The following is a 20,552-nucleotide window of genomic DNA, read 5'->3' as shown; positions in this document are numbered from 1 at the left end:
TCTATTTTTTATTGCTAAAAGGTAAGGAATCTGATCTCATTACCAAATAAGGTAATTTACCGCTGATGTATTTTTTATCAGCAAAAGTCAACTCACTTTGAATACTTTGCTTACAATTTACAAACCTTACATTTTTCAGGTCCAATGCATTGTTGGCAAGGGACACAACAGTATTAAAATTTATAAATGATAAACTATCCAAAACAATGCTTTTGCATTTTGCGGATAGCTTAAGTGCCACTCCTTTGTAACCTGAATCACTTTGAAATACTATCCTTCCTTTAGCCTTGATAATTAAAGTATCCTTGTCAATCCGGATAGCATCACTGATAATAATGGGTGTTTTATAATCGGTATCCGAAAGGGTCAGTGTATGTCCCTTAACACTGCTAACTGCCAGCTGTAATTTAAGCTGCTCTGCATTTACAACTTTACCGGCAACCACAGTGGATTGTTTTGCTGACGAATTACTATTCAATGTTTTGTTTTGAAGATACAGGTATAAAGTACTTGCTAAAAATAGAAGCATGAGAATAGATAGTACCGCAATAATACCTTTGCTGCTTTTTGTTGCAGGCGGCTCAGCTTTATCATCCGGTGCAGGTTGTTCAATTGTATGGCTTGCAGTATCAGCAAATGCAGGTTCCCGTTGCTTAATAGCTGTTGCCGTGTGTTGTTGTGGCGCTTTGTCATTGTGCACAAGCACAACAGTTACATTATCCCTTCCACCGTTATTGTTGGCAGCATCAATAAGCTGCTTACCTTTTTCTTTTAATGACCCTTTCCTGGTAAGGATCCCGGTTATTTCAGTGCTGCTGAGCATATCCGTTAGGCCATCACTGCATAACAGCAGCATGTCGCCGGAAAGGAAAGGTGATTGCCCTGTTTCTATGTAGTCCGTACTTTTCCCTAAATGACTTTCAAAACCTAATGCTTTATTGATCTCGTTACGTTTGGGGTGATTCATTGCCTCTTCTTCAGACAACCTGCCGGATTCTTCAAGGAACCCAACAAATGACTGGTCATGCGAGATCTTTACCAGTGAGCCATCCCGTAGTAAATATAGGCGGGTGTCGCCCACATGGGCATAGTAAAATTGGTTATTTGAAATATCAGCTAAGGCCAGGGTTGAAACGCAGCTCATTTGTGCATAGTCCTTATTAAGTTGCTTTTGTTGGATAATACGTTCATTAGCTAGCTCCAAGCAATCAATAATCATAGATATAATATCGCCGGATGGTTTTTCCAACCGCTGAAGAATTGCTTCACGCGCAATTCCGGCAGCTACTTCTCCGCCTGCATAGCCGCCAACGCCATCAATTACACAGGCTATGATAAAGCGGTTGCCCGCACCTTGCCGGGCAATAAAGGCATCTTCATTATTTTGACGTTCTTTACCTGTATCGGTTATGCCGAAATATTGATCAGTCATCTTGCTTACGGGATTTTTTAATTTCTAAAAAATGAGTTGCCAACAATGCGGTACAAACAGCCAGTAATCCCACCGATAAAATTTGCGACATAAATGTTATGATTTAAATAGATTAACACCTACAATACCATTCAATAATATTTTAGAATTTACAGGAAGCTCAACCCACGAAGGCGCGTTGATATCGCTTTGGGTTATTTCCTGTTCATTCAAAATAGTTAATTCACCAAAAGATGCCAGGTAAAATTTACCATCAGATTTATTGAACCTGATTCGCAGGTGTGGGGTATTTACCCATTCAGTAGGTATTTTAAATATATTTGAATCTTCCCGTGTCTCTTCCTCTCCCGAAACAATTATTTCATCATCATTCATTATATACTCCACCTTTTTTCCGGCAAACTGTTTTTCGGGGAGTATTGTTTCAAACCTGGCGTGATATTTCTTTCCGGGCTTTACAGCACCCTTTTCATCGTAATCCAAATCCTCCATATAAGGGAGCTCATAGTAACCTTCACTATAATAATTAAAGCTTTTAAGCACATCTTCACTTATATCAAAAGTTTGCGCGATGCCGGTTTGGCGTGGAATAAATGTTACCCGCAGGTTTTCTTCCTTTCTATTGCTCCCGGGAAGCAGTTTTCCAATAAAACCAATATCGCCCCGGGCATAGTCCGGATGCGAAACCAGCCTGAATACCCATTTAGTGCTGGAAGGCACAACCGTTTTACCAGCTGTGCGGTACTGCCCTAATAACTCATAAAACTTCTTTACCGTTTCATTTACGATCAAACCTAATAACCCTTGCTTATTATCTATAAACTCGTTGTAATCTTCGGTGTTAAAGCTGATGATATACTCGTGATAAAAAACGATCCGGTCTGCAAATGATAGCTGACGGATGGAATCATTAAATTTTGCGATAACATAATTGTAAACATCATCAGGTGTAAGTACAACCTGTTTTTTTGATTTACCATTATCAGGGTTAGTTAAAAACCAATCCTGTATGCCCATACGTTGCCAGATAGAAGTCTTTTGATCCATTTAATTATTTACTGGTTATTATTGGGTTAATTCCCTGTTGAATCCGTTTTTGCACTATCAGCCGCATTTTTTTCTTTTTCGCCATTAATGATATCGCCTATCGTGCTTTTCGTAACTGAATCTGTTTGTTTTCGCTTATTCCTGTAATCAATTACACGCTGCCGTTCTGCCTGCCTGAAGCTATCATTTATCCGGGCTGTATCCGGCAGTATTGTGCTAACCGGTATTACTTTAGGAACCGGTCGAAATAGTGAGTAAGCAGAATAAGCCATAAATCCAATCAATAAGATCATTAACCCCGCAAATACAGACTGTGAGATCTGCATCATACCCGGTTGATTCGACAAATTTTCCCGTTGTACCGCTATTGGTTCAGGCGGTATAGCAGCAGCGGCAATTTCCTTTACTACTTCTACCCTAATTTCTTTAATGCTGCTCTCAGCAATAACATCTTGCAGTTCGGCTCCGTTAGCGTACCTTTTTTCGGGTGATTTTTCAAGGCACTTCGCAATCATTTGCAATAGCCATTCCGGGATCTGCAGTTCGCGTTTAGGCCAATCATCAGGAAAATTTATTTTACGGAGCTGTAAAATATCAGGCACAGGTGATTCCATGTGCGAAAGCATTACATTATTTCTTGCTGTTTCACCATTATCCTTTAATGGGAATGGAACCTGGCCGGCAAGTAATTCATACAAAATAACCCCGTAACTGTATATATCAGTTTGGAACAACATTTGACCCTCATTTTGTTCAGGCGCCATAAATTCTATCGCCCCGGCATGCCGCATGCTGCTGCGCCGCTGCTCGTCAGACATTACGGACAAGCCAAAATCCAGCAAAACATAGTTTCCGGAACTATTATTAAATTTTACATTATTGCCTTTGATATCGCCATGCTTAACTCCAACCTTATGACAATGAGAAAGCGCACAGGCCAATTGGTCGGCCAGCTTTATCACTTCTTTTATGGTAAAGATCTTTTCGTGTGGTGGTTTCAGCAATTCTTCCAGGTCAGGGCCTTCTATAAACTCCATCTCTATAAAAGGGAATGAGCCGCTTTCAGTGATCCCTGAATTTAAGATCTTAACCACATTAGGATTGGGGATCTCATTTACCTTTTTTAGCTTTTCTACTTCATTCAAAAAGTTCCGGTAATTTTTATCTTCTGTGCTTTCACTATGTATTGGTGTAGGCAGTAACTTAACGGCAGTTATTATAGGGCCTATCCGTTTACCCTTATATACAGAACCCTGCCCACCTGTACGCAGGGCACCCATATTCTCCAATCCCTTTGTTATTGTAAATACTTTACTCATTCTTTATTGCTTCTCTTTAACTGCCCTTATCTGAACTTATTAACGCAAACAAATCTATTATGTTTAAATCCTTTTCAGTGAACTTCAAACAAAAAAAGATAATGTAAATTTCTTTTATATCCAATAGTTATGTGGATGTAATTCGTGTTTGATTAACAGAATGGATTTGATTGCTTTTATAGGCTTAATAACTTAAAATTTCTTATGATATTGTTTAATTCATTGCCCTCAAATTATCATAGCATTTCATAATGCTTTGCATCATCGTCCAAAACCAATACCCAGTCTTTACCGTAGCCGCTGGTTGGTGGAATAAACTTGTGGGGCGCAGTATTTTCCATAACGCCAATGTTTGTTGTTTCGCCATTTCGGGGATCGTACCAGTAAGCATGGATCTTGCCTGCTTTTATTTTTGATAAAATAACCTTAAATGGTTTTCCTGCAGCAGTATACACAAATGCATAATCATTTCCCCTTGTAGCTTGCACCCGTTCGGCAGGGGTATTATTATTTGCAATAATTAGCGACTGGTCTGGCACGCGTTCCAACTGTGGGTGCGATTCCATTAGTCTTTTCACATAGGCCATTTGCTTTGCTCCTGGCAGTTGTAAGGCTTCAGTCCATAATAGATGCGGGCCATTTACCGGCTCATGTTTTGAGGAATTCATCTGCCAGATATCATGGCAGCCATAGGTATGACCAAAAGCACCGGAAAACAGGTCGAGATAAGCGTACTTCCTCACATCGTATGCGCTGGAGGTGCCCAGGTCATTAACATTAAAACAAACCGGATGGTCTTCATAAATGGGCTCTGCATCTATCTCGGGCTTAAAAGGTTTTGCATTGTAAGCTGCTAACATTTTATCATAAATTGCCTCATCACGGCAATGCCCGTTTTGAAATATATTAAAAGCAAACCACTTTTCGTTCCTGAACCATTGTGCCGATCCTAACTGGTTAGGTTGCGCATGGTAACTGATCATCGCTTTACCATCTGTTGCCTTCATTATAGCGTTACCCATAGCCTGCCAAATAGCAAGATCTTTTTCACTCCGTGGATTACGATCGCCACCCAGGATCCAAATCACATTTGTTTTGTTTTTATATCGATTAGCGAGCCATGCCCCGTAAACAGTGGCGTTTTGAGGATTAAATATTTCGGGCCCTATCCCCCAGGTACTTTTATTAATTTTATCTGCCCAGGTTGGTAAAACGGCAATGTTGATATGATATTCTGCAGCCTTATCAATAATATAATCTACTTGCTCGAAATATTTTTCGTTAGGTTTTGTGGGATCATCATCAATCAGCGGCTTTTCGCCATAAGCATTAGGGGTATGTAAACCATCCATTTCAGCCAAAATAACAGCCTGTATCACTGTAAAGCCCTGCTCGCTGCGGGTTTTTAAATAAAGACAGGCCTCTTCCCGGTTAAGTCTGTGAAAAAGCTCCCAGGCGGTATCACCCAGCCAAAAAAACGGCTTACCATCTTTAAGAATAAAGTGCTGGTTATCGCTTACGCTAAATTGCGCCCTTAAAGATTGAGCAACAATTAGAAATAAGAATAGAAAAATATATTTCCGCATAAATTGATATTTATAAAATGTATGTTTCGTTGCCGTGCTTATTATTTTGCCGGTTTATCCCTCAACTGCGCTGATTAATGAACTATTGTCGCTCAGTTATTTTTAAATCATTTACATCATCCAGCATAAAACAATTGTCGTGACGAGTCATACCTATTTTAGGGTAATAGTTTACCGCAGCCGGGGCTGATAGCAGGATCAATTTAGCCTGAGGCGAATGTAGTTTTGTCTCCTTAATTAAGCGGGTTCCTATGCCCTGTTTTTGAAGGCTTTCATCCACTGCAAGGTCAGACAGATAAGTACAATAAATAAAATCAGTTAATGACCTTGCTACTCCTACCAACTTACCATCTTTCCGGGCTGTTACAATTAAGTTAGCGTTCTGGCACATACTCCTGATCCTTTCTGCATCATCCACGGGCCTTCGCTCGGCCAGTGTGCTGCGCTTTAAAACATCAATAAACTCCTCAGGGTGTAAGGTTAATTCTCTTGCGTATACTATTTCAGTATTGGCCATAATTAAATTTATCAGATTGTGTTAATGCTTAGCAAGTTATAAGGTTACAAGCAATTTAACAACCTATTTTATTATTTATCCCACTAAGGTCCGGCACTCTCCCGGCTTTTAACGTTTTACACTGGTAACGTAATCCATCGCCTGCTTAAATGTAGCGACCCATATTTCATTTCTGTGCTGATTCAGGTAGTTTAAAAGTTCACTGTGCGCCTGTGCAGGTGTGGTTAAATAATCGCCACCAATTCCATGGAACATAAATATACCCATACCTCCCTCCTTTTGTACCTTCTTTACAAAAGCAATTAAATCATCTCCGGTAATTTTACCAACAACAGCCCATGACGGAACCAACAGCGGATCAAGTTTGTTATAATCTGTTACAATGGCATTTTGATCACCACCCATACGGGCATATTTTACTATAGCCGACTTTCGTAAAGAATCGATGTAGTTTATACCACCAACTTTTGATTCAGTGCAGGGATAGGCATAGGTATGTGTTTTTTCATTATCAATTACATGTAAAAGATTGTTCATCATACCTATTTCACGAATAATTGTATAAACTGTATAATTTGCTGAATTATTTGCAGGATTACCTTTTCCATCAGTTATTAAACATGGATGATAAAGGGTGTGATTAGCCAATTCATTCCCTTGTTTAAAAGCATTACGCCATCCTGGCAAGGTTTCCTGTGTTATGTTTCCGGTCAGAAAAAAAGTGCCGTTTAGGTGAGTAGCGTCCAATTGCGGGATAGCAATATTTAACTGTGACATCAAAGCATCATCATAAGTAAGCACTATTATAGCTTTTTTATGAACTGGTGCGGGATGCTTTTGCTGTGCATGAACACTAAAATTTATCAGTAAAAGAAGCAGAATAAGTTTTTTCATAATATGAATTTGAACTTAATGATTGAGAAAACCAATTTACAGATTTATCAATACTTTTTTCAATTACGTATTTTGATGTATTAGATCTTTATTGCATATCGGCCAGATTTTATATCAACCTCATTTTTAACACATTGATAAATTAATATTAAAATCATTTTAAGTTGTTAACATAATGATAACATTGGTACAACATTAATATAACTTACTTTTGCAGCAATCCAAAAAAACCGATGAAAACAGAAAGCACAAAATCAACAGCTAAACAAGCACAGGTAACCGCTAAGAAAAATATCCAAACCAGTTTAATAGCTGAATTAAAAGCATTTGCTGTAAAGCTGGGTCACAGCTCAAAAAAAATTAATAAAGAGATTGAAAAAGCTGCAAAGCTCCTTTCAAAAAAACTATCAAAACCAGTAAAAGCTGATAAATCAGCAATACCCAAGCCAGCTAAGAAAAAAGCTGCCCTTGTAGCTAAAGCACCAAAGCCGATAGTGACAGAAAACAACGCCCCCGCAGTTGACACCGCACCAAAGCCTATAAAAAAGGTAGCTGCTGAAAAAAGCACACCTGCAAAAAAAACTGGTAAATAATATAACCCCTATCAGAGCAGACTTACGAAGCTTTAAAACTTTGTAGGTCTGAGTTTAAACTTATTCAGGTTGTTCTTAAATATCTGAATATCAGCAAAGCGCTGCATACCGGGCCACCGGCCGATATAAGTGCGCTTATACCAATTGCATGCGTTAGCCTGTGTTGTCAAAACACGCTCAGGAACGGATAGTTGGAATGTAAGATTATTGTGATACAAGATTTTCAGCCAGCACTAATGTTCCGCATCACAAAATCAACAACAACATCACACCTTATTAAATTAAATTCAAAAAGCTGTTTAGGTTGCCAGTAGCTATGCAACTCCTTCCGTAGCATTTCTTTGGCACGGCTTAACCGGATCTTCACGTTAGATTCGCCAAGATTAAGAGCATCCATGGTTTCGTTGGTGCTCATTTCCTGGATCTCGCGCATTACAAATACCAGCCTGTACTTTTCAGGCAGTTGGGCAACTGCATTTTCAAGCAGTACTTTTAGTTCCTTATTCATAAGTCCCTTTAATGGAGTATCGTTATGATAATCATTACCCTGTTTTTCCATAAGCACTTTTTGAAGTTTTTGTTTCCTTTTTTTATGCAGCAGGCTTTCATAAATAAGTATTCTTGTTAGCCAGGTTCCAAAGCTTGACCTGCCCTGGAAATTTGCCAATTGCTGGTAGGCATTAATATAAGCCGTTTGCATAATATCTTCAGCCTCCTTATTATCATTAATAATTGACATACTAATGCGATACATGCGCAGGTTATACTTGCGCATAAGACTCTCATACAAATGCTGTTCACCTTTAACTACCCTTTCAACAATTTCTTCGTCGCTCATTTTTAAATTAAAAGTATCTTTAGCCGTACTCATTAAAACAGGAATTTATTACAAACAGAGTATCAAAAACCAAAAGGGTTACAAATTATTTTTACAATGTTTGTAACCCTTTTAAATTTCACAACAGTAAGTTAAACAAACCCCAAATAATTTGATCAATATAAAACAATGTGATATTAACCAGGCTGATGTGCTATTTGATATTGCAATACAAACCTATAAGCAAACGTATACTTATTTATGGCTGGATGCAGGTGAAGCCTACCTTAAAAGATTTTATGGAAAAGATGATCTTGAAAAAGACCTGACAATACCCGAAGTTTCCTGGTTTTTAGTGTACTATGATAATAAAGCAGCAGGTTATTTCAAAGTAAAAGAAAATGCACTGTCGCCTTATACTCCACAACAATGCCTTGAAATAGAAAAGTTGTATTTGCTGCAGCAATATACCGGCAAAGGGATGGGCAAAGCCATCATGAGCTTCATATTTGACCTTACGAAACGTCAACAACGTCCCATACTTTGGGTAAAAGTTATGGAAAGCAGCCCCGCCCTATTATTTTATGAGGCTTTTGGCTTTAAACAAACCGACAGAACCTGTTTAGATTACCCCTTTATGATAGATGAGTACCGCTGGCTCCTGACCTATATTTTAGAAATTAGTTGATTGAGTTGGATTGGGTTGATTAGGTTTGAATAATTTGCAGATGTGACTATTTATAAAGTAAACGCTACTGCCCAGTCAACTTAATCAACCATTTGTCCATGATTTTGTAACCCTTTTTAAACAGCCTCTCTCTAATGTTTAAAAAAATCAAAATCATGGATCAAAACTCAAAAAAAGTTAACGAAGTTCAAACACTTTTAAAATTCACCTACGGGCTTACTCCTATCGTTGCCGGCGCGGATAAATTTACCAACATACTTACTGATTGGGCACATTATTTAAATCCATCACTTAGGGCTGCATTGCCGGTAAGCGATCATGTTTTTATGATGACTGTTGGCATAATTGAAATCATAGCAGGCATATTGGTATTTGTTAACCCGAAAAAAGGAGCCTTATTAGTAAGCGCGTGGTTAGTATTGATAGCATTAAACCTGATTGCCAGTGTCAATTATTTGGATGTTGCAGTTCGCGATCTGGCTATGGCTGTAGGGGCGTTTTCCTTATCAAAACTAACGGGCGTAGTTAAGTCACAAAAAACACTTAATTAAAATTCCTGAAACAGGTTTTACGCCAATTAAAATAACCGGCCCGGCAATATGCTTATCCTTTTATTAGCCAGCTGATCATTTATTATTACCTGGCAGGATAATTTCACAACACGGTCTGTGTTTTTTATTATGTGAAGGTTTGAAAGTCTTTCGTTTTGGGTTAAAGCGGAGTTAATGTTTGAGGAGATGGTTACCATGCAGGTAGCACATCTCCCCATTCCTGTGCACTGTCCAAAATCATCCCGTCTTAAATAGTCTTTTATGAGCAGCCGCAAGTCTCCGTATTCCCGTGGATAGGTTTTCACCCTTATTTCCTCGTCGCCTTGCACCAAAACAAAATCAATGAAATTTTTTATTTGCTTCATTTCGGCAAAGTTTGCAAAAAGTGTTGCAAAACAAGGGCATGATTATATTGCTCATCCTTCGCTGCGTACAATAAAGTAACAATTTTATGCTTGTGGATCAAAGCTGCCAGATCTTTCACACTTGGTTGGTGGGTTAACTCAGTAAAGTATTCATGCTGAAACTGCTGCCATTTTTGCGGATCGTGGTTAAACCATTTTCTTAGTCCAACTGAGGGAGCTATTTCCTTCATCCATAAATCTATTCTTGCATTTTCCTTTGTCATCCCCCTTGGCCACAAGCGATCAATAAGTACCCTAAATCCGTCGGATTCCGCTGCCGGTTCATATATTCGTTTGATAAATATATTCTGCATAACATAATTAAATACCTGCCGTTGATTACACCACTGGTTTCAATTTCCGCAAATTTAAGCAATATTACTCGCCTTCCGGTGGGTTCCCTTTCACAGGTTTCTTTCTTTTAAGTAACATTTTCATGCGCCTTCTTTTTAATGAGATCTGCGTGCGGGCATTTTCGTTTTCAATTAGCTGATCGTTATAGCCAGAAATAATGTTACGGTATGACAATACACCTATTACTTTATGATCGTCTGAATTAATAACCGGCAATACATCACCGTTCTGTTTGGACATTAGCTCAACTGCAGTGCGTAAACTATCGTTGCTATGTACCAACAGGTAATCCGGCTGTACAATTTTTTTGAGTTTTACATCGGCATTAACAGGCTCCTGGTAAAGGTCAGTTAGTTTCACTGTACCTGCATATTCTAAATTATCATTAACGGTGATTAAGTAACTATCCTGTATATTTTTTGATAACAGCAATTTCCTTACTTCGCTAATCGTATTATTGGATCTTAAAATCACCCCTTGGTTACTGATCACCTCTGACACCTTGGTTTTTTGTAAAATATCCGGTTCGTACGAGTCGGGTGTAACAACGCCGCGCCGCGCTATCTTCTCAGTCATAATGGTATTTTCCATCAGGAAGAAAGAAACAATATACGCCGCGGTACACGCCCCAAGTAAGGGCAGTAAAGCATGCGACTGCATAGTTGCTTCAAGAGCAAAAGTAATGCTGGTTAGGTAAGCCCTTGATGCCCCGGCAAACATGGCCGACATGCCTATCAATGCTGCCATAGGTATACTTATACCCAATTCAGGAAACCAGCTTATTAATGATGCACCAATAATTGCACCCGCAGCACCGCCCATGGTTAATAGCGGAGCTAATGTACCGCCTGATGTTCCGCTGCCCAATGCGATGGCCCACGACAAAAATTTTAAAAACACCAAACTACACAGCAAGCTTATTGGCCAGCTGCCGGATAAGATCCCGGTAATATTATCATACCCAACGCCCAGGGTATGCGGCGCGAAGAAGCCGATAATACCCACCGCCAAACCACCAATAGCAGGATACCACATCCAGTGAACAGGTATTTTTTCAAAATAGTCTTCAATAACATAAACTATTTTAGTAATTCCTATTGATAAAAAACCGATTAGTATGCCAATAAAGCTGTAAACGGCCAGTGCCATATTTGATGGGGTAATCAGGTCGGGCATTTCAAATACCGGCCCAGCGCCAAATAATAAATGGTGGCCTGCAGCGCCGGTAATGCATGCCAGCGCAACCGGAAGTATTGACCGGGGTGAAAATTCAAATAATAATAGCTCAATGGCCAGGAATACACCGGCGATAGGCGTCCCAAAAATTGCTGACATACCAGCCGTTGCGCCTGCTGCTAAAATAACCTTGCGTTCATTAGCACTGATTTTAAATAATTGTCCTAAGGTTGAGCCTAAAGCTCCGCCTGTTGCAATAATAGGTCCTTCTGCACCAAAAGGGCCGCCTGTTCCGATAACGATAGCCGATGATATGGGTTTAAGAAAAGTTATAGAAGGCTTTATCCGGCTTTCATTTACCAGTATTTGCTCCATTGCTTCAGGAATACCATGTCCGCGAATTGCTTTTGAACCATAAAGGGCCATAAACCCAACTATAACCCCGCCAATTGCCGGAATAAAAATAACCCAAATCCCTAAATGGTTGCTTGCCGGACTATTAAAACCCAAATCAGCCTTTCCATAAAAAGCTACATTGGTTACAAAATTGATCAGCGTAACCAAAAATTTAGCAATAAGGCTGATAGTAATTGCCACAGTAACTGACATGAGGCAGATCCTTATCAAACGACTTTTTAGTAATAGTGCTTTTTTTGAACCACCTTCTTTATTCTCCAAATTGCTTAATAAAGGTGAGATGGGGATGCCGCTGTCGTAATCTTTTCGTTTCATTAAATTAGTAAAAAAATAGCCTGTTAATAATTTAGCAAAGGTATGGATTATTCAACATCCTGAGAAAAAATTTATAAAATAAACATTGCATACACAATGTTTATTTATAATAAATTGAAAAAATTATTTATATTTTATTGTATATGCAATATAATAATCATCATTAACAACCTCTTTATATTGGTAGGTATTGCATCTTATAGCTATTATTGCATAACAATAAGTTGAATGAAAGATCTCAGACAAGAATGTGACCTCAAAAGCTGCTTTTTATGCTCATCATGCATCCCCGATTGGTTGCCTGCTATTACCGCGCACAAAAAAAACATCACTTTTAAAAAAGGACAGGAAATTTTTAAAGAGGGCGATACCGTAGAAGGGATCTTTTTTGTTTACTCAGGCAAAGTTAAAGTTCACAAGCGCTGGGATGATGACAAGGAACTGATATTACGCTTTGCCAAAGGCGGTGACATTTTGGGGCACTTAGGTCTCGGTGATGATCCGCTTTATCCTATATCGGCTACTGCAGTTGAAAACACAGTTGTATGTTATGTGCCAATGGACTTTTTTGAATCATCATTAAATGTGAACCCGCTATTTACCATTAAACTAATGAAGCTTTTTGCAAATGCATTGCAGGAATCAGAAAAAAGGATGCGCAACCTGGCACACATGCCGGTAAAGGAGCGGATTGCCCAGGCATTTTTATCACTCAAAAACCAATTCGGACTCAATACAGGCGGCTATATAGATATTGAATTACCCAAACAGGACATTGCCTCATATGCCGGTGTTGCTTATGAAACCTTTTTTAAAGTAACCCAGGAGTTTTTGCAGGGCGGTTTAATTGAAGTGAATGGAAAGAGTTTTAAGTTGTTGAATGAGGATGGTTTAAAGAAGATCGTAACTGGAAAGAAAGATTAAATTGTTATTATTTCCTAATCTCTAATCTCCAGCCTCTAATCACTACAAATCAATCTCCCTCCCCTGTTTTGGAAATATCAAATTAAACCGCAGTTTGTTTTGCGCTTTTAACTGCGACTTAAGCTTATCAATATTAACCTGTGGTGGCTTAACGTGGGTAATTATCAAATTAAATCCTTTAAGAGCATCAACCCCGGTTAAAGCGGCAAGATCATCCATTTCTTTCATCAACCAGTTTGGGGTTAAATGACCAAACAGGGTTTTATCCGGCTGCTCATTAGGAAATGATGTCTCTATCATTATGGCCTTCAATTTTTTGCTTTTAATAAACGGGGAAATAGCTTGCCACAAGTTATGCAGACTATTACTTTTTTCAATTTCATCCGGTCCAACATCACCCAAATACAAAATATAAGCGTTATTGCTGTTCACCAAAAATGCGGTGCTTTGCAGGTTCGAGTGACTAAGCGGGTATACTTTCACGCTCATCTCCGTATTTTTTATTGCTGTGCTGCTATCTGGCCTTAACACCTGGTAATGGTATTTTTTTAGCAAAGGAGCCTCGCCTTCATCAGTAAAATTGGCCCAACTTTCCCAGGTAAAGTAATGTGTTTTAATAGTTTCCAGGCAGCTTGCTAATCCATATATGATTTTAGCAGTATCATCCGGAGAGTTGATGATAAGCCCGGAAACATGATCAAGATGTGCATGCGAAATAAAATAACCTCTAATATATTTTTTAAGCACCTGTTCGGCTGGAATATTGAACACGTTGTTGTTAATGGCCTTTTCAATACCGTAATGCAAAGTACCGGCGTCAAAACAAATGTAATCGCTGGTACCGGTTGCGGCAACCATATAAGCCGACAGATTACTTTCGTTAATGCCCCCCATTATGCCAAGTGGCACTATTTTGAAAGATTTATCATCCTGTGAAAACACTAAAACCGGCAGCAGAAAAACACACAAAATACTTATTATAAAATACCTACGTAGCATATACCATTTTTATTAATAATCAATTTAAAAAAAAGTAATTGTTGCCTCACCTAAACTACAAAACACTCATGAGCGCCTTAAAACAAACCATTGCGACTAATCTTCTCTAAAGAAAAGGATTTAACTTCGCTATTTTTTAAAGCCCTGCTATTTTGGAGAGGGATTTTCGTGAGGCGAATTTATTAATCAACATGCCTAAATTATTATTATAAATCAACATATTTGCTGTAAAGATTTACGGAAAAGTTATAGACCATTGGCAACTTTGGCAAAACTAATCTCCAACCTCTGATCACTATATACATCCTGATGGAGAAAAAAAAAATACTAATAACCGGGGCGAGTAAAGGATTAGGGCTGGCCATTTCTAAAAAGCTATCAGGTGAGTATACTTTAATATTACACGCATCAAAACCTGAAAGCTTTACACATGTTGAGCCCGGCAGCCATATTTTGTGTGCTGATTTTTCAGATCCGGATGCGATAAATAATTTTTGCAAACAGCTAAAGAAAGAACACGGCGATTTATATGCGGTAATAAACAATGCAGGCGTAACTTATGATAAACCGCTTAATTATCAGCCCGAACGGGAAATTGATGCCATGCTGAATGTAAATTTAAAAGCGCCTATCCTTATCTGCAAAACCGCTATGAAGATCTTTAGCTTAACACAGGAAGGTGTCATTATAAATATTAGCTCGGTAGTTGGCGAAAGCGGCAATGCATTCCAGTCTGTTTACGCGGCTACCAAAGCAGGCTTAACGGCTTTATCAAGGTCATTGGCACAGGAAGCAGCTGCAACAAATACTGAACATAAAATAAGAGTGCTAAGTGTATCGCCCGGCTTTATTGAAACCGATATGACTGTTGCAATACCTGCTGAAATAAAACAAAAATATTTTAATATGATTCCGGCTAAAAGATTTGGAAAAGTGGATGATGTAGCAGATACGATCGTGTTCCTGCTATCAGACAAGGCATCATACATTAATGGAACAAATATCCACATCAATGGCGGTTTAATATGACAGAAGAAGAAAAAGCAGGCTACTTAAATACAATAATGACCGGCAACCTTGTTGGGATTGATCCTTCGCAATTGCTGCTGCACGGCCCTACAAAACGGTTGGTAAATACCTACCACTGGCACTCACCCTATAAAGGGATCGTAGCAAGCTACGCGCCAACAGAAAGGGATGTAGAGGATCATTTTGGCGTATTCCGCGGGGTCGACCAGATTGAAGCATTTGCACAGGCTACCATTGTTTCATGCGCAACTTTCCTGGAGTGCCGTAAGCTTAACTGTACACCAGATGTGCTTAGAGATAAATTTGTTCCAGCATTTATAAGTATTGGTAATGTTAATTTCCAGAATTACCTGGAGCTGGGTGACAGGTTTATCAGTTTGGGTAACATCACCTTTTATAAATGGCGGCAAATGGTGTGCGACGGTAATATTTATAAAGTGCCAAAAGGCATGAACCTTGATGAATATTTTAGTGATTTTACAGAAGAAAGATTATTAAAGTATGATATTAGCAAAGATTTTATAAAAGTCGCCGAATTACATGACATTACAGGCCGCGCAATCCTTATAGAATTATTTAACAAATTAGCATAATATGGAAAACGAAAGACAAGAAATACTTAACGGTTTATTGGAGGTATTAAAAACTATCCGGACAATTGATCAGGAAAGATTGGTTGGAGTAACGGAAGAAACAGACTTTCTTACAGACCTTAGCACCCCTTCAACAGAACTGATAAACATTGCGGCTAAAGTTGAGCACAAATTCGGGATTGAGTTTGAAGATGAGGATATCGACCGCATGGGATCAAAAGTAAAAGACATTATTGACTTGATAATAATGGTTAAAGAACGCAGCGAAAAATAATAAATATGCAGGTTGCAGGACGAAAAGTAGCAGTTGTTGGAATGGGCGGGGCTTTTCCGGCTTGTTCAGGACTTGATGAATTTAACCAAAAAATGTTCACCGACCAGAGTTTGGTGCGCGAATGGCCGTTAGCAGTTGAATACAATAAGCAGATCCGTTCCACAGTATCAGGCTTTATTACTGAAGAAGAAATGGGCCTTGAGGCCGTTTGGGCACCTATTACTGAAAAATATCCCGAAACCTATATTGACACGCTGGGCAGAATTTCTGACGCCCATCTCTCTACTGCCGATATGGGCAGTGTGTGGGCCATGCTTGGAGCCCAGGAGGCTTGCAAAATGGCCGGATGGACCACCAAAGAAATTGAATCGGAACAAACGGGTGTTGTTGTGGGCTCGGGTGGTGCCGGTAACCAGATATTGAGGGTAGCCTGGCATTACTTTTTCCAGATGGGCAAAAAAGCCCGGATAGCTGGTGCACATACAGTTGACCGCAGCATGTCATACCGTGAAGCTGCAAATATCTCCTGCCTGTTAAAAACAAAAGGCGTTTGCGAATCAATAACCTCGGCCTGTGCAACAGGACTTGGTAATATTGGCCATGCTTACAGGCTGATAAAATTTGGCTTGCAGGATCGCGCCATTGCCGGTGGCGTTGAAGGTACTGCATTAGAAACCTTTATAGGTTTTGATGGCATGATGATATTAAGTAAGGGCTTTAGTCCTGCAGAAAGTTCACGCCCTTTTGATATGCACCGTAATGGTTTTGTATGTTCGTTCGGCGCAGGCATTGTTGCGCTTGAAGAGTATGAAATGGCTAAGGCACGCGGGGCGAACATCCTGGGTGTTATTAATGAATACTTTAACAACTCCGATGGTGATGGCGATATGTTTTACCCATCGTTTGCAGGGCAGCAAAGGCTTTGGAAAGGCTTAATGCCTGATAAAGGTTTGCGGCCTGATGTTGTTAAAGTGCATGGCACATCAACCCCTGTGGGTGATTCTGTTGAGCTGTTAAGTGTCGTTGATGCTTTAGGCGAAGATGGTTACCACATGAGTGCCCCTAAATCGCAATTTGGCCACATGCTTGGCGGTGCCGGTTCGGTTGAGTTTATTACGGCGTTACTGATGCTTCAAAACCAAAAAGTATTACCTTGCTTAAATTCTGAAACGCTTAACCCCGAACTGGAAGGCTTTCAAAAGGTTGACGGCTGGAACGGACCGCATAAACCATTGGCAGCTTACAGGCATTTAGTTCCGCAAAAAACATTTTCAAAAGAAATTAACCGTGTAGCCTGTTTAAATTATGGGTTTGGCGGCACAAACAGCGCCATGATGGTTTCAAGAGACCTATAAAATGATTGATAATACAAATAAGGTTGCAGTAGTATTCGGCGTTAGGAACGAGAGCTCAATAGCGTATGATATTGCTGTAAAATTGCATCGTTCAGGTTGTAAAGTGGCCTTAAGCTATGTTGCTGATACAAAGAATGAGGTATTATACCTGATGCAGCAACATGGCATGGATCCCAAACTATCTGCCGAAGTTGATGTAAGACTGGAGGAAGAGATCAGCGCGTTTATGCGCATGGTTTATGATACTGCCGGACCGATAGATTATGTTTTACACGGTGTGGCTTTTGGCACGCAGTCTGTTATGTGTTACAGCATCCCCGGCAGCAACGAACCCCCTCCCTCCTACATTGATATTCCGTTTGATGACCTGATGGACTCATTTAACATCAGCGCCTATTCACTGCTCAGGATCTGCCGTGTTGCTCAGCCCCTTTTTGCTAAAAACGCCTCTGTTTTAACGCTCACCTATAATGCTTCTCAAAGGGTATTCCCGGGTTATGCGGGGATGGCTATCAGCAAGGCTGCTTTGGAGAATATAATGATGTACCTTGCCAGTCACTTCAGGGGGACGGGTGTTCGTGTAAATGCAATTTCTGCAGGATTAGTTATGACTACCTCTTCCGGTGGCATCTTTGGTGTGCGTAAGCTGCGTAAAATGGGTAAATTTACAGCCCCGCTAGGTAATATTGATTCAGGCGATGTGGGCGATACTGCTCTGTATTACTTCTCTGATCTTTCAAAAAGAGTAACGGGTAATATTCATTTTGTTGACGGCGGCTTTAATATTATGGGACTTGGTGTTGATGGAGAAGGAAATTAAAAGAGCATTGGATGAACTAATACCCGGTAATAAATTTTCGGCGGGTAACGATATTGTGTTTATTCCTGATTTTGAAAAATCATTCACAGAATCATTCAAAAACAAAGTTTATACAGCAAATGAGATAGCTTACTGCGATCAGTTTGATAATCCACTGCTTCGTTATGCATCAACCTGGGCCGCAAAAGAAGCAGTTTATAAAGCTGTAAAGCAAATTGATCCATCAGCATTAGGTCCTAAAAAAATAGAGATCTTCCGTGATAAACCTGTTGGCAGACCAAAAGTAATAATACACCGCGATTCTGTTAAATTTGATATAGCCCTTTCAATCTCACACGATGGTGATTACGCCTGGGCCATTGCCTTTATAGAAAATTTGTAAAAATAATGATTAACACAATTTCTATAAAACTATCAAAAAAAACCGGGTGTCATGCCAAAGGATTCGGGAAGGGGTCTAAAGCTATTAAGTTGAAGGAAAAATTGCAGTTTACCCTCTTTGCGCTAAGCGAAGAGAGGGTCGTCCATCCGCTGGCTAGCACAGTCGGCGGGGTGAGTCAACGCGCCATGCATTTGCGCCAATGCATTTGCGTTAATATCGCGCGCATATTTACCCACCCGGTCGACGCTTCGCTGGACCTGCCCTCCCTTTGCTGCGCACAAGGAGGGCAAAAATTCCTTAATTTGAAGGTATTGAGAAATCATTTCAGACTGACATCTCTTACATTTTCCCTTTAATCCCAATGACAGACCACTACTTTGAAAATGATTTAGTTAACCTGCACTACTACAAATTTGGTAGCGGCAAACAGGTAATGCTGACTTTTCACGGGTATGGGATGCATGGCAAACAGTTTAAACTTCTTGAATCTGCCCTGGGCGATAAATATACCTTTATGGGTTTTGATCTTTTTTTCCATAAAGAAACAAAGCTAAAAGATCAAACATTGCCAACTGTTAAAAAAGGAATCTCCAAAAAAAAATTCGCCAACTTTATACTTGACTTTTGTAGACACGAAGGGATTGAAAGATTTTCATTAATAGGGTATTCCATGGGCACGCATTATGCAACCGTTGTTGCAGAAGAGCTTGCACCGATGATAGATGAATTTATAATTGCTGCGCCTTCTTCATTAAATCCGGGGAAACTGATCCCCTTTTTCAGTAAAAACAAAACCGGGAATAAGATAATGGAAAAGTTAGCACTTAACGAAACTACCTTGATTAGAATGCTCAAGCTATTTAAGCGTCTCAGACTAATTGATGCCGAAGCCTATAAAATTTTATATGGCGAAATTGGCACAGCCGAGCTAAGGTTTAATTTTTATGCCTGTTTCACCTATCTGCGCTTTTTTGAAACAGATGAGCCCCGCTTGCTGAAAGCGCTAAATGAGCAAAACATAAAAAGCATCTTTATATTTGGCAAACGCGACAGATCATTCCCACCGGGCATTGGGAAAGATTTCATCACTAAACTAAAAAACGCCAAAGTAGTTGTATTAGATGAAGGTCACGAAATGATAAAAAAGAATTTTGTAGCCCGGTTAACCGATCTGTTATTATGATAATAAAGGCCAAACCACTTCCTTTTATGTTTATTAAATGGGGCTCATTATTCCTGATGTGGTTTTTCAGGCGGCGTTTTAATAAAATGACCATCAATCACATCGATATAAAGCCTAACCATTCTTATATACTGATGTGTAATCATTTTGGGTTTTTGGATGGTTTTTTTGCTTACTACCTGGCCTTTAAAATGATTGATAAGCAGCAAAATCTGAAAGGATTGTACACTATGTCGGTTAAAAAACAGATGGAAAAAAATTGGTGGCTAAAGTATTGCGGATCATTTTCTGTGGAGCCCGGGAGATGGTCGATCAAAGAGAGCCTTGAATATGCTGCTGAATTAATGAATACTCCGGGCAATATCCTGCTTTTCTTTCCGCAGGCTGAGCTGGAATCTCAACATATCCGACATATTCAATTTAAAGAAGGAATTCACGAGATTGTTAATAGAATTAAAGGCGATTGCCAGCTGATATGGAGCAGCAACCTGCTTGAATACTTTGAAAGCACCAAGCCCTCAACCTATTTCAACCTTTTAGATTGCGGAACTAATCACAACTTTAATTTTGAAGAATTAAAACAAAAAGTAAATGCACATCACCTGCAAAGTATGAAGAAATTGGTTCGGTTTACAAAGGAACCCGGAAACTTAATGTGAGTTCGACATAAGCAAACGGTCTCCTCACCCCAAACCCTTCGCTAACCATGTGCAGCCGTAGTTTTAGATGAAGCGAAGCGCAAGTTTTTGTATTCATGCCGGCAAAGCGTTCCATTTTTACAAGCTGACCTTCCCTAAAATAAGTTGACAGTTTTTAAATACAATTATAGAAGGTTTATGTTAAAGAAAACGTTGTTGTTTCTTTGTCGTGTTGGAATGTGGGA

The 20,552-nt window shown here is 39.5% G+C and carries 23 protein-coding genes; 12 read left to right on the top strand and 11 right to left on the bottom strand.

Going from position 1 to position 20,552, the window contains the following annotated elements:
- Position 1 precedes the first annotated feature (1 nt).
- The 6 genes from JWQ54_RS21895 to JWQ54_RS21870 form a co-directional block, all read right to left on the bottom strand.
- Positions 2–1,432: a protein phosphatase 2C domain-containing protein gene (locus tag JWQ54_RS21895; RefSeq protein WP_299589367.1), complete on the bottom strand. Its 1,431-nt coding sequence runs from the start codon at positions 1,430–1,432 to the stop codon at positions 2–4.
- Positions 1,433–1,528: 96 nt separating this feature from the next.
- Entirely contained in the window at positions 1,529–2,479 is a 951-nt protein-coding gene (locus tag JWQ54_RS21890) for a hypothetical protein (protein ID WP_299589366.1), read from the bottom strand.
- Positions 2,480–2,505: 26 nt separating this feature from the next.
- Positions 2,506–3,798 carry a serine/threonine-protein kinase gene (locus JWQ54_RS21885; RefSeq protein ID WP_299589364.1) on the bottom strand — a complete coding sequence of 431 codons (1,293 nt, stop codon included), beginning with the start codon at positions 3,796–3,798 and terminating at the stop codon, positions 2,506–2,508.
- Positions 3,799–4,034: 236 nt separating this feature from the next.
- Positions 4,035–5,384 (bottom strand): glycoside hydrolase family 140 protein, encoded by a 1,350-nt coding sequence (locus tag JWQ54_RS21880; RefSeq protein WP_299589362.1) that lies wholly within the window; start codon positions 5,382–5,384, stop codon positions 4,035–4,037.
- 82 nt (positions 5,385–5,466) lie between these two features.
- A complete protein-coding gene (locus tag JWQ54_RS21875; protein ID WP_299589360.1) occupies positions 5,467–5,901 on the bottom strand; it encodes a GNAT family N-acetyltransferase in 435 nt (144 codons plus the stop codon).
- A 108-nt stretch (positions 5,902–6,009) separates the two neighbouring features.
- Positions 6,010–6,795 (bottom strand): polysaccharide deacetylase family protein, encoded by a 786-nt coding sequence (locus JWQ54_RS21870; RefSeq protein WP_299589358.1) that lies wholly within the window; start codon positions 6,793–6,795, stop codon positions 6,010–6,012.
- Positions 6,796–7,028: 233 nt separating this feature from the next.
- On the opposite strand from JWQ54_RS21870, the gene JWQ54_RS21865 reads away from it, so the two are divergent.
- Positions 7,029–7,388 (top strand): hypothetical protein, encoded by a 360-nt coding sequence (locus JWQ54_RS21865; protein ID WP_299589356.1) that lies wholly within the window; start codon positions 7,029–7,031, stop codon positions 7,386–7,388.
- A gap of 223 nt (positions 7,389–7,611) precedes the next feature.
- Here JWQ54_RS21865 and JWQ54_RS21860 read toward each other — a convergent pair whose 3' ends face one another.
- Positions 7,612–8,259: a sigma-70 family RNA polymerase sigma factor gene (locus tag JWQ54_RS21860; protein ID WP_299589353.1), complete on the bottom strand. Its 648-nt coding sequence runs from the start codon at positions 8,257–8,259 to the stop codon at positions 7,612–7,614.
- Between the two features lie 118 nt (positions 8,260–8,377).
- On the opposite strand from JWQ54_RS21860, the gene JWQ54_RS21855 reads away from it, so the two are divergent.
- Together JWQ54_RS21855 and JWQ54_RS21850 are read left to right on the top strand one after the other, a co-directional pair.
- On the top strand, positions 8,378–8,893 hold the full coding sequence (locus JWQ54_RS21855) for a GNAT family N-acetyltransferase (RefSeq protein WP_299589351.1): 516 nt from the start codon (positions 8,378–8,380) through the stop codon (positions 8,891–8,893).
- Between the two features lie 155 nt (positions 8,894–9,048).
- Positions 9,049–9,444, top strand: coding sequence for a hypothetical protein (locus tag JWQ54_RS21850; protein ID WP_299589349.1), 396 nt, complete (start codon positions 9,049–9,051; stop codon positions 9,442–9,444).
- A 26-nt stretch (positions 9,445–9,470) separates the two neighbouring features.
- Here JWQ54_RS21850 and JWQ54_RS21845 read toward each other — a convergent pair whose 3' ends face one another.
- The 3 genes from JWQ54_RS21845 to JWQ54_RS21835 form a co-directional block, all read right to left on the bottom strand.
- Positions 9,471–9,809, bottom strand: coding sequence for a hypothetical protein (locus tag JWQ54_RS21845; RefSeq protein WP_299589347.1), 339 nt, complete (start codon positions 9,807–9,809; stop codon positions 9,471–9,473).
- Positions 9,806–10,162 carry a DUF488 domain-containing protein gene (locus JWQ54_RS21840; RefSeq protein ID WP_299589344.1) on the bottom strand — a complete coding sequence of 119 codons (357 nt, stop codon included), beginning with the start codon at positions 10,160–10,162 and terminating at the stop codon, positions 9,806–9,808. The genes JWQ54_RS21845 and JWQ54_RS21840 overlap by 4 nt, the downstream gene beginning before the upstream one ends.
- Positions 10,163–10,226: 64 nt before the next feature.
- Positions 10,227–12,110 carry a chloride channel protein gene (locus tag JWQ54_RS21835; RefSeq protein WP_299589341.1) on the bottom strand — a complete coding sequence of 628 codons (1,884 nt, stop codon included), beginning with the start codon at positions 12,108–12,110 and terminating at the stop codon, positions 10,227–10,229.
- Between the two features lie 228 nt (positions 12,111–12,338).
- Between JWQ54_RS21835 and JWQ54_RS21830 the strand changes: the two genes are divergently transcribed.
- Positions 12,339–13,034, top strand: coding sequence for a Crp/Fnr family transcriptional regulator (locus JWQ54_RS21830; RefSeq protein WP_299589338.1), 696 nt, complete (start codon positions 12,339–12,341; stop codon positions 13,032–13,034).
- 42 nt (positions 13,035–13,076) lie between these two features.
- On the opposite strand, the gene JWQ54_RS21825 is transcribed toward JWQ54_RS21830, so the two are convergent.
- The gene (locus JWQ54_RS21825) at positions 13,077–14,033 is read right to left on the bottom strand and encodes a 3',5'-cyclic-nucleotide phosphodiesterase (RefSeq protein ID WP_299589335.1); all 957 of its coding nucleotides are present in this window, start codon (positions 14,031–14,033) and stop codon (positions 13,077–13,079) included.
- A gap of 309 nt (positions 14,034–14,342) precedes the next feature.
- On the opposite strand from JWQ54_RS21825, the gene JWQ54_RS21820 reads away from it, so the two are divergent.
- The 8 genes from JWQ54_RS21820 (at position 14,343) to JWQ54_RS21785 (ending at position 20,328) form a co-directional block, all read left to right on the top strand.
- Positions 14,343–15,062: an SDR family oxidoreductase gene (locus JWQ54_RS21820; protein WP_299589332.1), complete on the top strand. Its 720-nt coding sequence runs from the start codon at positions 14,343–14,345 to the stop codon at positions 15,060–15,062.
- A complete protein-coding gene (locus JWQ54_RS21815; RefSeq protein WP_299589329.1) occupies positions 15,059–15,655 on the top strand; it encodes a hypothetical protein in 597 nt (198 codons plus the stop codon). The genes JWQ54_RS21820 and JWQ54_RS21815 overlap by 4 nt, the downstream gene beginning before the upstream one ends.
- Before the next feature lies 1 nt (position 15,656).
- On the top strand, positions 15,657–15,929 hold the full coding sequence (locus JWQ54_RS21810) for an acyl carrier protein (protein ID WP_299589327.1): 273 nt from the start codon (positions 15,657–15,659) through the stop codon (positions 15,927–15,929).
- Between the two features lie 5 nt (positions 15,930–15,934).
- Complete coding sequence (locus JWQ54_RS21805; protein ID WP_299589324.1) at positions 15,935–17,284, top strand: beta-ketoacyl synthase N-terminal-like domain-containing protein; 1,350 nt, start codon at positions 15,935–15,937, stop codon at positions 17,282–17,284.
- Between the two features lies 1 nt (position 17,285).
- On the top strand, positions 17,286–18,104 hold the full coding sequence (locus JWQ54_RS21800; protein WP_299589321.1) for an SDR family oxidoreductase: 819 nt from the start codon (positions 17,286–17,288) through the stop codon (positions 18,102–18,104).
- A complete protein-coding gene (locus JWQ54_RS21795) occupies positions 18,088–18,486 on the top strand; it encodes a holo-ACP synthase (RefSeq protein WP_299589319.1) in 399 nt (132 codons plus the stop codon). The genes JWQ54_RS21800 and JWQ54_RS21795 overlap by 17 nt, the downstream gene beginning before the upstream one ends.
- Before the next feature lie 361 nt (positions 18,487–18,847).
- Complete coding sequence (locus tag JWQ54_RS21790; protein ID WP_299589316.1) at positions 18,848–19,669, top strand: alpha/beta hydrolase; 822 nt, start codon at positions 18,848–18,850, stop codon at positions 19,667–19,669.
- Positions 19,666–20,328: a 1-acyl-sn-glycerol-3-phosphate acyltransferase gene (locus JWQ54_RS21785; RefSeq protein WP_299589313.1), complete on the top strand. Its 663-nt coding sequence runs from the start codon at positions 19,666–19,668 to the stop codon at positions 20,326–20,328. Before JWQ54_RS21790 ends, JWQ54_RS21785 begins: the two co-directional genes overlap by 4 nt.
- Positions 20,329–20,552 lie beyond the last annotated feature (224 nt).

It is taken from the genome of Mucilaginibacter sp. (assembly GCF_028288225.1).
Classification (GTDB): Bacteria; Bacteroidota; Bacteroidia; order Sphingobacteriales; family Sphingobacteriaceae; genus Mucilaginibacter.
This window is presented reverse-complemented; position numbering and strand designations above follow the sequence as displayed.